The sequence below is a fragment of the Acidovorax sp. GW821-FHT10E04 genome (genome assembly GCF_059415185.1).
The window spans coordinates 512138-528028 of record NZ_JBWKMT010000004.1 but is presented as its reverse complement, the minus strand read 5'-3'; the positions used below and the strand labels follow the sequence as shown (position 1 = coordinate 528028).

General features: G+C 64.7%; 8 protein-coding genes. 4 read left to right on the top strand and 4 right to left on the bottom strand.

Going from position 1 to position 15891, the window contains the following annotated elements; genetic code table 11:
- Positions 1-58 precede the first annotated feature (58 nt).
- The 4 genes from AC07OC_RS15830 (at position 59) to AC07OC_RS15815 (ending at position 4908) form a co-directional block, all read left to right on the top strand.
- A complete protein-coding gene (locus AC07OC_RS15830) occupies positions 59-2236 on the top strand; it encodes a TonB-dependent siderophore receptor (RefSeq protein WP_218340218.1) in 2178 nt (725 codons plus the stop codon).
- A 235-nt stretch (positions 2237-2471) separates the two neighbouring features.
- Positions 2472-3281, top strand: a complete 810-nt coding sequence (locus AC07OC_RS15825) for a glycosyltransferase family 2 protein (RefSeq protein ID WP_218340217.1) — start codon at positions 2472-2474, stop codon at positions 3279-3281.
- Positions 3236-3694, top strand: a complete 459-nt coding sequence (locus AC07OC_RS15820) for a sugar 3,4-ketoisomerase (protein WP_370627802.1) — start codon at positions 3236-3238, stop codon at positions 3692-3694. The genes AC07OC_RS15825 and AC07OC_RS15820 overlap by 46 nt, the downstream gene beginning before the upstream one ends.
- Positions 3695-3699: 5 nt before the next feature.
- Positions 3700-4908 (top strand): FAD-dependent oxidoreductase, encoded by a 1209-nt coding sequence (locus AC07OC_RS15815; protein WP_218340216.1) that lies wholly within the window; start codon positions 3700-3702, stop codon positions 4906-4908.
- A gap of 134 nt (positions 4909-5042) precedes the next feature.
- On the opposite strand, the gene AC07OC_RS15810 is transcribed toward AC07OC_RS15815, so the two are convergent.
- From AC07OC_RS15810 to AC07OC_RS15795, 4 genes are all read right to left on the bottom strand, one after another.
- Positions 5043-9173, bottom strand: a complete 4131-nt coding sequence (locus AC07OC_RS15810) for an IPTL-CTERM sorting domain-containing protein (RefSeq protein ID WP_494601699.1) — start codon at positions 9171-9173, stop codon at positions 5043-5045.
- Positions 9174-9415: 242 nt separating this feature from the next.
- Positions 9416-10852 (bottom strand): NAD-dependent succinate-semialdehyde dehydrogenase, encoded by a 1437-nt coding sequence (locus tag AC07OC_RS15805; RefSeq protein WP_218295422.1) that lies wholly within the window; start codon positions 10850-10852, stop codon positions 9416-9418.
- A gap of 208 nt (positions 10853-11060) precedes the next feature.
- A complete protein-coding gene (locus tag AC07OC_RS15800) occupies positions 11061-12557 on the bottom strand; it encodes an efflux transporter outer membrane subunit (RefSeq protein WP_494601697.1) in 1497 nt (498 codons plus the stop codon).
- 91 nt (positions 12558-12648) lie between these two features.
- A complete protein-coding gene (locus tag AC07OC_RS15795) occupies positions 12649-15882 on the bottom strand; it encodes an efflux RND transporter permease subunit (RefSeq protein WP_494601695.1) in 3234 nt (1077 codons plus the stop codon).
- Between the last annotated feature and the right edge of the window lie 9 nt (positions 15883-15891).

The following is a 15891-nucleotide window of genomic DNA, read 5'->3' as shown; positions in this document are numbered from 1 at the left end:
CCGCGCAAGCCTTGCGCCTCGGGCCGCACAAGTTTTCAACCATCGGAGAAACAGCACCATGAGACCTGGCACCACCGCCTGCCGCACCGCCATCGCGCAGGCCGCATTGCTCGCCCTGTGCGGCGCCGCCCACGCCCAGCAGGCCACCGCCGAAGGCACGGCCGCCCCCACCGCCGAAAAGGCCCTGGCCCCCGTCACCGTGAGTGCGGGCAACGAACAGGAAAACCCCACCGCACCGGTCAGCGGCTTCGTCGCCAAACGCGCCCTGAGCGCCACCAAGACCGACACGCCCCTCATCGAAACCCCGCAGGCCATCAGCGTGATCACGCGCGACCAGATCGAGGCCCAGGGCGTGCAGACGCTGCGCCAGGTCACGGCGTACACGGCCGGGGCGGTGTCCAACTACTTCGACAGCCGCGTGGACAGCTTCGCCGCACGCGGCGGCACCGTGTCGCAGTACCAGGACGGCCTGCTGCGCACCTACGGCACCTACAACACCAGCCGGCCCGACCCGTACACGCTGGAGCGGGTGGAATTCCTGCGCGGGCCAACCTCCGTGCTGTACGGCCAGGGCAGCGTGGGTGGCGTGCTCAACCTCACCAGCAAACGCCCGCAGGCCGAAACGCAGCGCGAGGTGCAGCTGCAGCTGGGCAACAACGCCCGCAAGCAGATCGCCGCCGACCTGACCGGTGCACTCGACCAGGACGGCCAGTGGCTCTACCGCCTGGTGGCCGTGGGCCGCGACAGCGGCAGCCAGGTGGATCATGTGGACGACGACCGCCTGGTGTTCGCGCCCTCACTCACCTGGAAGCCCAACGCCGACACCTCGCTCACGCTGCAGGCGCTGCACCAGAAGGACCAGAGCGGATCGCTGATCGGCTTCTTCCCGTGGCAGGGCACGCAGCTGGCCAGCCGCTACGGCCAGATCCCGCGCAACACCTTCATCGGCGAGCCGGGCTGGGACGCGTTTGACACCACCAACAACTCCTGGGGCTACCTCTTCAGCCACCGCCTGAACGCCGACTGGACCGTGCGCCAGAACCTGCGCCGCACCGTGAGCGAGGTGGACTACCGCACCATCTACACCAGCTTCACCGCCAACGCCGCCACGGGGCGCCCCGCGCGCCCCGTGTTCAACAGCGACGCCCGCACCGTGGTGCGCGATGCGGTGTGGAACATCAACACCGGCCGCATGCTGCTGATCGACACGCAGCTCGAAGGCAAGCTCAAGACCGCCAGCGCCGACCACACCCTGCTCGCGGGCCTGGACGTGCAGCGCAACCACACCGGCCAGCAGGCCTGGCGCGCCGTGGCACCGGCCATCGACGTGTACAACCCGGTGTACGGCAACTTCACGCCGCCCACTGCGGCGCAGCTAGTGCGGCAACCGAACGTGGTGCAAAAGCAGCTGGGCTTTTACCTGCAGGACCAGATCAAGTGGGACCGATGGACCGCCACGCTGGGCCTTCGCCACGACAGCGCCCAGACCGACACCGTGGGCCGCCCCGCGGCCGCGGTGGATGACAAGGCCTGGACCAAGCGTGCGGGCGTCACCTACCAGATGGACGGCGGCTGGGCCCCTTACACGGGCTATTCCGAGTCGTTCCAGCCGCTGGGCGGCGTGGACGCCTACGGCACGGCCTTCAAACCCCAGCGCGGCGAGCAGTGGGAGGCCGGCGTGAAATGGCAACCCGCCGGCCAGGGCATCAGCGCCTTCGCGGCGGTCTACCAGCTGCGCGAGAAGAACCGCAAGACCAACGACCCCGGCAACCCGCTCAACAGCCTGCAGATCGGCGAAGTCAAGGTCCGGGGCTTTGAAGCCGAAGTGCAGGCCAGTCTGGCACGCCAGTGGGACTTCACCCTGGGCTACGCGTTTACCGACGCCAAGATCAGCCGCAGCAACGCCGGCGACCAGGGTACTCCCGTGGCCAGTGTGCCCAAGCACACCGCATCGGCCTGGCTGAGCCACCGCTTCGCCAGCGAGGGCCGCGGCGGCTGGACCGTGGGCGCCGGCGTGCGCTACACCGGCTCGCAGTGGAGCGGCACCAGCGCCATCAGCACGCCGGCCGCCACCCTGGCCGATGCGATGGTGGCGTACGACGCCGGCGACTGGCGCGTGGCCTTCAACGTGGTCAACCTCGCGGACAAGGTGCACATCACGCAGTGCCTGGCGCGGGGGGACTGCTTCTACGGGCAGGCACGGACGTACACGTTGACGTCGACGTACCGGTTCTGATGGTCAGAAAGGGGAGACCGCGAGCAGCAGACGCAAGCGGTTTCCGGGAGGTATTCAGGCTTTTGCGGGTCGCGGTGCATCCCGAACTAGCCCACCCGACTGTGCTGCGGCATGCACGCAAGCGGCCAACACGACGTAGGCTGGCAAACCCTCCGCGATCCCATTCGGCTCTACTACACTGAGAATTGGAGTTCACTTTACCAAGCCCATGCAACCTAGTCCAAAGCCCTCGAAAGTGGCCGCGCTTGTCCCGGCGTGGCAGTCTTCGGCATTCATTCAAGCAACCCTCGACTGCCTCTCCGCGCAGACTTACCCTCACCTGGAAGTTATCGTCTCTGTAGATGAATGCAGTGATTCAACTTATGAGATCTGCATGGCGCATGCTCAGAAAGACTCGCGCTTCAGGGTGATCTTGCAACCGCATCGACTAGGTTATGTGGGCAACTGCAACTTTTTACTTGATCAGACTGACGCAGATTATGTACTGTTTGCGTTTCACGATGACATCCTAAAACCCGAATACATCAAACTGCTGACAGAAGTGCTGGACATGCGGCCAGAGGTTGTCATGAGTTATTCGGACGTACACTTGACAAACACCAACGGAACTCAAGAGCACTGGATATTCACGGAGCTTGAGGGTGTTCGCGACCCGGTCCAACGGGGTGCACTCATGATGAGTGGGAGTAATAAATGGTGGGTACCCAATCGGGGACTATTTCGCCTAAATCAAGCGCGGCAAATCAACGGCCTCAAAACCCATCGCGCAGGAGAATTTTCCGCAGATTGGCCGTGGCTGTTCCACATGAGCCTCCTGGGAGAATTCGCACGCATCCCTCAAAATCTATGCTACAAATACTACAAACCCGGTAGCTTATCCAGAAGTTGGGAATTCTCCAAACGCCAACGCTATGAGGTCTATGCCGCGATAATGCGGGAAATTTGGATTTCCAACCTCACTACTGAGCAAAAAATGACGCTCGCCAGCCCTTTGGCGAGATGGCTCTATCAAAACAATCCAGATCTCAAAAAAGAGGAAAAGTGATGAACACCATCGCTCCAAACCTCTGTTCCAGTTGGTTTGGGGGGCGAGTCCGCTTCATTGACCTTCCCACTCACACTGATGAGCGAGGCAATCTGCTGCCCCTCGATTTTGATAGCCTGCCCTTCACGCCACGCCGCGCATTCACAGTGACAGATGCCCCAACCGGATCCATTCGGGGGGAGCATGGTCACCGCAGTGGGGAACAACTCCTCATTTGCTTGCATGGAAAGATCGGCCTCTTGCTCAGAAAGGGGCATGAAGAAGTGGATACTGTGCTGACACCAGCCGGACCAGGCCTCCTTTTAGGAGCTGGCGTGTGGTGCCGCCAGACTTATTTGGTTTCGGATTCCTCACTGTTAGTATTGGCCAGCGAACCCTATGATCCCGGATCATATGTCTCGACCTGGAATTAAGACATATGCGAAATCCCCCCCGAATTGCCATCCTTGGTGCTGGAATCATGGGTTGCTCTGCAGCGCTGTTTTTTGCCCGCAAAGGAATCGAAGTATCCATCTTCGATATGGCTGAACAACCGTTCAGTGCGGCAAGCCGATGGAACGAAGGAAAAATCCACTTGGGGTGCCTCTACAGCGCAGATCCATCGCTAAGCACGGCGGATCATGTGATTCCCGGCGGGCTCAGGTTTCGTCCATTGATAGAGGAATTGGTCGGTACCTCCCTCGCTCCGGCCATTACCTCCGAAGACGACCTGTTTTTTTGCCATCGCAAATCCGTGACATCTGCATCGGAAATGAAGACGTACATGGAGAAAGTCGTTGAGCGCGTGCGATCTCACCCAGATGCAGCGCGATATCTAGCAGATGCGTCTGAAAGTCGGATTCACCAGCTGAGCTCTTCCGAACTGGCTGGCTTCACATCGTCGCCAGATATTGTTGCAGGCTTTCGGGTTCCAGAAAGATCCGTTGATACCAATTGGGTCGCTGAGCGGTTTATATCTGCGATGGGCGCTGAAAAATTGATTCAACAATTTATGGGAACCCGTGTCATGGCTGCACGGCCTGCAGAGGTTGGAATCAACGGCACGTGGAAAATAGAGACTTCCGCAGGCATATTTGGCCCATACGACTACGTAATAAACTCGCTCTGGCAAGGTCGTTTAGCGATAGATCGAACTGCGGGGCTAGAGCCGACAGGAGTTTGGTCGAACAGATACCGTCAATCGCTTTTCTTGCACACTGCAGAACCGGTTCATGCCCCTTGCGCTGTCATCGCCACCGGACCATTCGGAGACATAAAAAACTACAACGGGCGTGATTTTTACCTCTCTTGGTATCCCGATGGTTTGCGTGTAGACAGCTCTGACATTTCACCACCGGAGCCTCATTTAGCTTCCAAAGATGCTGAGGATATATCGAATTCCATTCTCAACCATCTTCAAGCCTTATTGCCGTGGGTAGCGCAAATTCGCGAGCAAGCAGAGCGTTCCACCCTTGAAGGCGGATGGGTTTTTGCCGCCGGCCAAGGAGCACTTTCGGATCGAAAATCAACGCTGCACCGTCGTTCTGAGTATGGAACCACAAAATTGGGAAACTATATTTCCATCGACACTGGAAAATACTCAACGGCGCCAGCCCTGGCTCAGGCACTGGTAGAAAATATCATATGAACGTGGAATAACTATCACATTTCGGTGTGATTGATAGTTTCTAAAAATCTCCTTGATTGCTTACCACCGCAGGCAGCGAGCGGCGTCGAGCAAACGACAGCCGCTGCGAACGCTCCTCATCCGACAGCACCAGTTCAGTCTTCGGTCTGCCTGTCCTCATCGCGGTATCTCCGTTTCAAAGATACCTCACTGGTACGCACGATAAGTACCAGTTGTTCACGAGACGGAGCACCAGTCCACAGAACGGCTATTGCAGCCAGCATCAAGGACAACAACAGCACACCCCACTGGGAAAGCGTTGGAATCCCCGTGGAGACTGCGGCCAGTGCCACACCGCCCGGATCCGGGATAGAGCCATTCAGCGCTAGATCATCATCCCCCAAGCCGCCATCCGTAAGTACCAGCGTGACTGTGTTGCCGGTGATCGTCGCTCCGGGGAACGGGTACCAGTGGGGAGCACCCTGGCCCGGCGTAGGGCCGTATTTCATGTACACGGCGCCGGATGGGAACGGCTGCGGATAAGTCAGCGTGATGGTCACTGCGGCACCGTTGGTGCAACCTCCGACGATCACATCGAATAAGCCCTGGGGAAACACATACCCGGCCGTGCCCCCGGAAGGCGGCGAGCCCGCGCCTCCCGTGCGGGGGATGAAATTCGCCTGGTCAAAACCGCAGCCAGCCGGCCCCGACAGGCTGGCATTCACCGTACCGCCTCCGGTGGGGCTGATGCCCGTCGCCGTGGTGGGGCGCGAACGCATCACGGTGACCGTGTAGTTTTTGGTGGAGCCGCTCTGGGCGGTCACTTGCACAGTGACCATGTTGTTGCCGACGTTCAGCGCAATGGGGGCCGACGCGTTGCCGCTGGGCGTGGCAACGCCGTTGACCATGACACTCGCACTGCCATCGGCCACGGTCGGGGTGACGGTGATGGAGCTGTCGGGCACGGTAGCGGTGTAGTTCTGCTGGGCCGCGCTGAATACCGGGCTCAGGGTGCCGCTCGACAACAACAATGCGCCCAGGTCGTTATTCGACGAGACCGCACGCGTCACGGTGACCGTGTAGGTCTTGGTGGTGCCATTCTGCGCGGTGACCACGACCGTGACGGTGTTCGCACCGGTGTTCATGGCGATGGCGCCGGAGGCATTGCCGCTGGCCACGGCAACGCCGTTGACCGTCACCGCTGCGTTCGGTTCATTGACCGTCGGCGTGACGGTGATGCTGGTGGTCGCGGCCGCGATCGACATCGTGTAGCCCGTGGTGCTCGGCGCAAACGCCGGGCTGATGCTGCCGCCCGGCAACGCCAGGGCCGACAGGTTGGCGTCGCCCGATCCCGCCCGCGTCACCGTCACCGTGTAGGTCTTGGTGGTGGTGCCGTCCTGCGCTGTCACGACGGTGGTAATGGTGTTGGCACCCACCGCCAGCGCAATCGCGCCCGAGGCACTGCCGCTGGTGGTGGCCACCCCGTTCACTGTGACGCTGGCAGTGGCATCGGCCACGGTTGGCGTCACGGTGAGGGCGGTGGTGGCGTTGCCGACGCTGGCCGTGTAGCTGGAGGTGCCAGCGGCAAAGGCAGGCGCCAAGGTGCCACTGGACAAGGACAGCGCAGACAGATCAGCGTCACTCGAAGGCAGCGCGCGCGCGATGGTCACGGTGTAGCTTTTGGTCGCGCCGTTCTGGGCGGTGACGACGATGGTGACCGTGTTACTGCCCGGGTTCATCGCGATGGCACCCGAGGCGGCCCCGCTGGTGGCAGCCACCCCGTTGACGGTGATGCTGGAGGTGCCAGCGGCCGCGGTGGGGGTGACGGTAAGGCTGGAGGTGCCGGCCGCGATGGAGGCGACATAGCCCGTCGTGCCCGATGCGAACACCGGGCTCAAAGTGCCGCTAGAGAGACTCAGCGCAGACAAGTCAGCGTTGGACGACGCGGCACGGGTCACGGTGACGGTATACGTCTTGGTCGTGGTGCCGTCCTGGGCCGTAACGACCGTGGTCAGGGTGTTGCTGCCCACATTCAGCGCAATCGCGCCCGAGGCATTGCCGCTGGTAGTGGCCACACCGTTCACGGTGACGCTAGCGGTACCGGCGGCCACGGTCGGAGTCACCGTGAGCGAGGTGGTGGCGTTGCTGACGCTGGCCGTGTAGCTGGTGGTGCCAGCTGCAAACGCAGGCGCCAAGGTGCCGCTGGACAGCGACAGCGCAGACAAGTCGGCATTGGACGACCCGGCCCGGGTCACGGTCACGGTGTAGCTCAGCGGCGTGCCGTTCTGCGCGGTGACGGTGACGGTGATGGTGTTGCTACCGACGTTCAGCGCAATCGCGCCCGAGGCGTTGCCGCTGGTGGTGGCCACGCCATTGACGGTGACGCTGGCGGTAGCGTCGGCCACGGTGGGGGTGGCGGTCAACGACGTGGTGGCATTGCCCACACTGGCCGTGTAGCCGGTGGTGCCCGAGGCAAACGCGGGGGTCAGTGCGCCGCTTGAAAGCGACAGCGCGCCCAGTTGGTTGTTGCCCGACGCGGCCGCGCGGGTGACGGTGGTGGTGTAGGTGCTGGTCGTGGTGCCGTCCTGGGCGGTCACGACGGTGGTAATCGTGTTGGAGCCCACTGCCAACGCAATGGCCCCCGACGCATTGCCGCTGGTGACAGCGACACCGTTGACGGTGACGCTGGCAGTGGCATCGGCCACGGTGGGCGTGGCGGTGAGCGATGTTGTAGTGAAGGGCACGCTGGCCGTGTAGGAGGTGGTGCCCGAGGCGAACACGGGGTTCAAAGTACCTGCCGAGAGCGCTAGGTTGCTCAGGTTGGCATTGCTCGAGGGCGGTGCCGCGCGCGTGACGGTGATGGTGTAGGTCTTGGTGGTGCTCCCGTCGAGAGCCGTGACGACGGTGGTGATGGTGTTGGAGCCGACGTTCAGCGCAATAGCCCCTGAGGCGGTGCCGCTGGCAACGGTCACACCGTTGACGGTGACGGTTGCGCCCGGAGTGTCGACCGTTGGCGTGACAGTCGTGCTGGTTATTGCGTTGGCGACCGTAAAGCCGTAGCTGGTTGTCGCGGCCAAGAATGAAAAGCCGCCGGACGACGCCGACAGGGCACTCAAGTCGGCATTGCCGGTGGGCTCGGTGAACACGAAGTTGTTGAAACCTTCCTGCCACAGCTGGTTGGGCGCTCCGGCGCTGCCAGTGGTGGTGATCCGGACCTCGTCGACATTTCCGAAGTCCGCCAGCAGATTGACGGCGACGTTGGAGCCGCCCGCATCGGCAACAAAGGGATGGCCGGCACCCGTTGCCACGCCGTTGCGGTAGCCGGTGGCGGTATAGGTCGCTCCCAGCGCCTGCACGTCCTGGATGACGAAACTGGTGATGCCGAACAGACGGTTCAACTGGCTTTTGATGACAAGCGCGCCGACCGGGTTCAACGTGCTGAAGATCAGCATGGAGTTGCTGCCGCTGCTGGTCAGGTCGAAGTTCGTGACACTGCCGCTGAGCGTATTGCCGACGTTGGCGAAGTAGATCTCGTATTCGATGTTGGGAAAATGGATCTGGGCCGAGAGATTGCTGTCGAGGAACTTGGAGACCGTGAACGTGTTATCCGCGAGGGTCGGATTGATCGACAAGGTGCCAGCGACGGTGGGCAGGACATGGCGGTACGAGGGGAAGGCCAGGACCGTGCTGCGCAATGGGCCGGTACGGTGTTCCAGCAGCCAGTCGCCGCCTTGACCGGCATCACCCGTGAGGTTGGTGGACGCGGCAACCTGTGCACCGGTTGCCTCGGCTAGCAGGGCTATGAATGCCTGGCCTTCAGCGCCCCGCCCCACCTCGCAACCGTACAGCAGCAGGTCGGCCTCGTCGCCAAGCGCCTCGCGAATGCGCGCGAGGTCCGGGCCCCTCCCCCGCAATGCCTGGCTGTCGAGGGTCAGCGAGCCCAGGGCCAATGCACCTTGCGCACCATGCGAGATCAAATGGACGGCGGAGATGTTCTTGCGGCCCGACAGCGCGTCGGCCATCTGGCGCAAGCCATCAGTCCTGGCATCCAGCACGACAACCTCTGCCGCTGAACCCGCGCCAGCCATCAACGCTTCGTGGTGGGCCACATCATCTTCAATGAAAAGTACCGCCGTGCGTGCCAGGGCAGGGGTCGGCAGCGCTGCGGCGAACGCCAGCGAAGAAGCCGCCCCCAATATCCAGAAAAAACCCGCCACCCACAGCGCCCGGAGAAAAACAACTTCTGAAAGTTTTTTCCCCAGATATCCCTCATTGTTTTTTTTCACTAATTGCAATCAGTAAATTTGAAATTGAATGCAGTAAATCATGATTCCTTATAAATAACCATTGATCTATTAAATTCAGCAATAAATCGCTTGAAATGCAACACCAGCCAAAAACCACATGGCGAATGACCCGGCCGGCGTCTTCTCGTTCCGCCGCCCGCTGCAGAAAAGCCACCCAAAAAACAAAAAAGGCCCCGGCCGGTGATCACCGGCCGGGGCCTTTTTATCGGGTTCGCGTTATCTCACACGTTCATGATCGACACCAGGCGCGTGTTCATGTGTGCCTCGATGGCCTCCGGGCCGCCTTCGGAGCCGTAGCCCGAATCCTTCAAGCCGCCGAACGGCAGCTCTGCGGCAGGAGCAGCAGCCTGGTTGATCCACAGCATGCCCACTTCCAGCCGCTGCGCCAGCAGGTGGGCGTTCTTCAGCGAGGTGGTGAAGGCATAGCCGGCCAGGCCGAACGGCAGGCGATTGGCCTCGGCGATCGCGTCCTCGATCTTCTCGAAGCCGCGCACGGCTGCCACGGGGCCGAAGGGTTCTTCGTTGACGATGCGGGCGGACAGCGGCACGTCGTTGAGCACGGTGGGCTGGAAGAAGTTGCCTTCGGTGCCGATGCGCTCGCCACCGGCCAGCACCTTGGCGCCCTGCTGCACCGCGTCGGCCAGCAGGTCGGCCATGGCGGTGATGCGGCGCGGGTTGGCCAGCGGGCCCATCTGCGTGCCGGCGGCCAGGCCGTCGCCCACTTTCAGGCCCTGGGCGTACTTGGCGAAGGCCGCGACGAACTCGGCACGGATGCTCTCGTGCACCAGGTAGCGGGTGGGCGAGATGCAGACCTGGCCCGCGTTGCGGAACTTGGCGCCGCTCCCGATCTTGATGGCCAGCTCCAGGTCGGCGTCTTCGGCCACGATCACGGGGGCATGGCCGCCCAGCTCCATGGTCACGCGCTTCATGTGCTTGCCGGCCAGCGCCGCCAGCTGCTTGCCCACGGGCGTGGAACCCGTGAACGTGACCTTGCGGATGACCGGGTGCGGAATGAGATAGCTGGAGATTTCAGCCGGGTCGCCATACACCAGGCCCACGGTGCCCGCGGGCACGCCGGCATCGGCAAACGCGCGGATCAGCTCGGCCGGGCTGGCGGGTGTTTCCTCGGGGGCCTTCACCAGGATGGAGCAGCCCGCGGCCAGCGCGGCGGCGAGCTTGCGCACGACCTGGTTGATGGGGAAGTTCCAGGGCGTGAAGGCCGCCACGGGGCCCACCGGGTCCTTGAGCACCATCTGCGTGGCCTTGAGGTTGCGCGAGGGCACGATGCGGCCGTACACGCGCAGGGATTCGTCGGCGAACCATTCGATGATGTCGGCCGAGGCCATGGTCTCGACCTTGGCTTCGGCCAGGGGCTTGCCCTGCTCCTGCACCATGACGGCCGCAATCGCCTCGGCGCGCTCGCGCATCAGCGCGGCGGCGCGGCGCATGGTCTTGGCGCGTTCGGCGGCGGGCATGTCGCGCCAGGCCTCGAATCCCTTTTGCGCGGCGGCGAGCGCCAGGTCCAGGTCGGCCTTGCCGGCATGGGCCACGCGGCCGATTTCCTGGCCGGTGGCCGGATTGAACACCGCGATGGTCTTGCCATCGGCGGCATCCTGCCATTGACCGGCAATGAAAAGTTGGGTGCTGGGGTAGCTCATGCAAAGGCTCCTGATGACAAAACGGTGGTACGGACAACCTCGGGCCCGGCGCGGGCCGGACCAGACGGAAAACCGGACACTATAGGCGCCCGCGCGCCGCCCCGCAGACAAGGCCGTGCAACCCCGCCCCGCGGAGCTGGCTATTGGCGGCCGTGGGCCACCCGTGCGGTGGCCACGCGCAGGGCGCGCCGCCGCCCCCCGCTTGCACCTACTGCGCGGACACGGCGGCCACCTGGGCGGTTGCCTCCCCACCCCAGCCACCCCCCAGCGCCCGGATGAGGCCCACCGTGGCCACGTATTGCGCCGTGCGCACCTGCAATGCCTGGCGGCGGTTGCGCAACTCGCTGCGGCGGGCGTCCAGCAGTTCGAGCTGGCTCACCAGGCCGTTGCGGTACCGCGCGTCCGACAGTTGCGTCGCACGGCGCGCGGCGGTCACCGCTCGCGCCTGGGCCTCGGCCTGGCCGGACAACAGGCGCAGTGAGGTCAACTGGTCCTCCACGTCGCGGAAGGCATTGAGCACCTGGCCCCGGTGGTCGGCCAGCGCGGCTTCGAGCCGGGCCTTCGCACCCTCGATCTGCGCATCGCGCTGGCCGCCGTCAAAGATCGGCAGCGACAGCAGCGCACCCACACCCCAGGCGCGGGCGGACCACTTGAACAAATCACCCAGCTCCGGCGATGCATGCCCCGCGTTGCCCGTGAGCGTGACGGCCGGGAACCACGCCTTCTGCGCCACGCCCACGCGGGCCTGCGCGGCCAGCACGGCGGTCTGGGCGGCCGACACATCGGGGCGGCGGGCCAGCACGGTGCCGGGCACGCCGGGCGGGATCACCGGCAGCGCCGCGTCGCCCGTGGCGGGGGCCAGCACAAAGCCGCTGGCCACCTCGCCCGCCAGCACTGCCAGGGCGTTGGTCAGCAGGGCCTGCTGGCGCTGCAGGGCCAGGGCGTCGGACTCCGTGGCGGCCACTTCGGTCTGCACGCGGGCCACGTCCAGTTCAGCCACGTCGCCCGCCTGCAGGCGGCGCTGCGTGAGGCGCAGCGTGCCTTCGTAGGCGGCCAGGCTCTCTTGCACCAGCACCTGCTCGGCCTGCACGGCGCGCAGTTGCAGATAGGTTTGCGCCACATCGGCCTGCACCATGAGGCGCGTGCTTTGCAGCAGGGCTTCGCGCGTGTCGGCGTCCAGGCGCGCGGCGTCGCTGGTTTGCGAGAGGCGGCCGAACAGGTCCAGCTCGTAGGAGGCGTTGAGCCCCGCCGTGCCCAGCGTGGCGGGTGCCGCGCTGCCGGTGGTGGCAGCGCCTGCCTGGCGCGCCACGCCGGCCGAGGCGCCCACCTGCACCGAGCGGGCGGCGTCGGCAGAGCGCAGCAGCGAGCGCGCCTCGGCCAGCCGCGCGGCGGCCTGCTGGATGCCGGTATTGGCCGTGCCCGCACGCTGCACCAGGTCGGCCAGCACCGGGTCTTGAAAGCCCAGCCACCATTCGCCGCGCGGCTGCGCCTCGGCGGGGGCGGCGACCGTCCAGGGTGCCGTGGGTAGCGTGTCGCCGCCGGCGGTGAAGCGGGTGGGCACGGGCACGCCCGCATGCGGCGCGGGGGCCACGGGCTGCGTCATGCAGCCGGCCAGCACCAGGGCGGCGGCCAGGGGCGCCAGCAGGCTGCGCTTGCGCACCGCCGGGGCGACGTCAGGGGAGTTCTTCAATAACGAATCGGTCATGCTTGGTCTCCGGCCCCATCGAATACACCCGCTGCATCCGGCAACGTGGCGCGAGCGTCCAGGGCCACAAAGGTCGTTGTGGTCGTGTGCATCATTCGTGCTCCTTGCGGGGCGCGGCCAGCACGGGATGGGCGATGCTGCCGCTGCCCGGGGTGTGCGAGATGGGCGCCACATGCGCGCCATGCTCCACCAGCGGACGGTTGCCTGCCAGCTTGCGCAGCAGCACGTAGAACACGGGCGTGAGGAACAGGCCGAAGGCCGTCACCCCGATCATCCCGGCGAACACCGCCACGCCCATGGCGCTGCGCATCTCGGCGCCCGCACCGGTGGACAGCACCAGGGGCAGCACCCCCATCACGAAGGCCAGCGAGGTCATCAGGATGGGGCGCAGCCGCAGGCGGCTGGCCTCGATGGCGGCCTGTATGGGCGTGCGCCCGGCAAACTCCAGCTCGCGCGCAAACTCCACGATCAGGATGGCGTTCTTGGCCGACAGCCCCACCAGCACGATGAGCCCGATCTGCGTGAACACGTTGTTGTCGCCCTTGCTGAGCCACACGCCCGTCATCGCCGCCAGCAGGCCCATGGGCACGATCAGGATGATGGCAATGGGCAGCGTCAGGCTTTCGTACTGCGCGGCCAGCACCAGGAACACCAGCAGGATGGCCAGCGGAAACACCAGCACGGCGGAGTTGCCGGCCAGGATTTCCTGGTAGGTCAGCTCGGTCCACTCGAACGTGATGCCCTGGGGCAGCGTCTCGGCAGCGATGCGCTCGACGGCCGCCTGGGCCTGGCCCGACGAATAGCCGGGCGCGGGGCCGCCATTGATGTCCGCCGCCAGGTAGCCGTTGTAGCGCATGGCACGCTCGGGGCCGAAGCTGGGCTCCATCTTCATCAGCGCCGACAGCGGCACCATCTCGCCGGTGGCGGAGCGCACCTTGAGAAGGCCCACGTCCTCGGCCCGCGCGCGGTAGGCCGCATCGGCCTGCACGCGCACGCTGTAGGTGCGTCCGAACTGGTTGAAGTCGTTGGCGTACAGGCTGCCCAGGTAGATCTGCAGCGTGTCGAACACGTCCGTCACGGGCACGCCCAGCTGGCGCGCCTTGGTGCGGTCGATGTTGGCGTACAGCTGCGGCACGTTGACCTGCCAGCTGGTGAACAGGCCGGCCAGCTCGGGCGTCTGGTAGGCCTTGGCCATGAAGGCCTTCACGGCGCCATCCATGGCTTCGTAGCCCAGCGAGGCGCGGTCTTCGATCTGCAGCTTGAAGCCACCCGTGGTGCCCAGCCCCGCCACCGGGGGCGGCGGGAACATGGCGATGAACGCATCCTGGATGCCGCCGAACGCCTGGTTCAGCTGCCCTGCCACGGCGCCGCCGCTCTGGTCGGCGCGGGTGCGCTCGGCAAAGGGCTTGAGCGTGGCGAACACGATGCCCGAGTTCGAGCTGTTGGTGAAGCCGTTGATCGACAGGCCCGGGAAGGCGATCGCGTCTTCGACGTTCGGGTTCTCCTTCATGATCTCGCCCATGCGGCGGATCACGTTCTCGGTGCGGTCCAGCGTGGCGCCGTCGGGCAGCTGGGCAAAGCCGATCAGGTACTGCTTGTCCTGCGCGGGCACGAAGCCGCCGGGAACGATCTTGAACAGCCCCACCGTGGCACCCACCAGTGCCAGGTAGATCACGAACATCAGTGCCTTGCGGCCAATGACGCGCTTGACGCCGCCGCTGTAGGCCTCGGAGCCGCGATGGAACAGGCGGTTGAAGCCCCGGAACAGGCCACCGAACACCTTGTCCATGCCGCGCGTGAGCGCATCCTTGGGCTCGTTGTGGCCCTTGAGCAGCAATGCACTGAGTGCGGGCGACAGGGTCAGCGAGTTGATCGCCGAGATCACCGTGGAGATCGCGATCGTGACCGCGAACTGACGATAGAACTGGCCCGTGAGCCCGCTGATGAAGGCCAGCGGCACGAACACAGCCACCAGCACCAGCGCGATGGCGATGATGGGGCCGGACACTTCACGCATGGCGCGGTAGGTGGCCTCGCGCGGGGTCAGGCCCGCCTCGATGTTGCGTTCCACGTTCTCCACCACCACGATGGCGTCATCCACCACGATGCCGATGGCCAGCACCAGGCCGAAGAGCGACAGCGCATTGATCGAGAATCCCAGCAGGTGCAGCACCGCGAACGTGCCCACCACCGACACCGGCACGGCCAGCAGCGGGATGATGGACGCGCGCCAGGTCTGCAGGAACAGAATCACCACCAGCACCACGAGGGCGATGGCTTCGAGCAGCGTGTGGATCACGGACTTGATCGAGGCACGCACGAACTGCGTGGGGTCGTACGCAATGCGGTACTCCACGCCTTCGGGCATGTTCTTCTGGATCTCGTCCATGGTCTTGCGCACGTTGGACGAGATGTCCAGCGCGTTGGAGCCCGGCGCCTGGAACACGCCCATGCCCACGGCCGGGTCGTTGTTGAGCAGCGAGCGCAGCGAATAGTCGGCCGCGCCCAGCTCCAGGCGCGCGATGTCGCGCAGGCGCGTGACCGCACCGTCGGCACCTGTCTTGACGATGATGTCGCCGAACTCTTCTTCGGTCTGCAAACGGCCCTGCGCGTTGATGGACAGTTGCAGGTCCACGCCCGGCAGGCCGGGCGATGCGCCCACCACGCCGGCGGCGGCCTGCACGTTCTGGCCGCGGATGGCGGTCACCACGTCGCTGGCCGAGAGGCCGCGCTGCGCGACCTTCTGCGGGTCGAGCCACACACGCATGGAGTAGTCGCCGCCGCCGAAGATCTGCACCTGGCCCACGCCGCCAATGCGGGCGAGCCGGTCCTTCACATTGAGCACCGCGTAGTTGCGCAGGTAGTCGATGTCATAGCGGTTGTTGGGCGAGACCAGGTGGACCACCATGGTCAGGTCCGGCGCGCTCTTCACGGTGGTGACGCCCAGGCGGCGCACTTCCTCGGGCAGGCGCGGCTCGGCCTGCGAGACGCGGTTTTGCACCAGCTGCTGTGCCTTGTCGGGGTCGGTGCCCAGCTGGAACGTCACCGTGAGCGTCATCACGCCGTCGGTGGTGGCCTGGCTGCCCATGTAGAGCATGCCTTCCACTCCGTTGATGGACTCCTCCAGCGGCGTGGCCACGGTCTCGGCGATCACCTTGGGGTTGGCGCCGGGGTACTGTGCGCGCACCACCACGGAGGGCGGCGCGACTTCAGGGTATTCGGAGATGGGCAGACCGCGCAATGCCATGAGCCCTCCGAGGAAGATGAGCACCGACAGCACCCCCGCAAAGATGGGGCGGTCGATGAAAAAGCGGGACAGGTTCATGGATGCAAA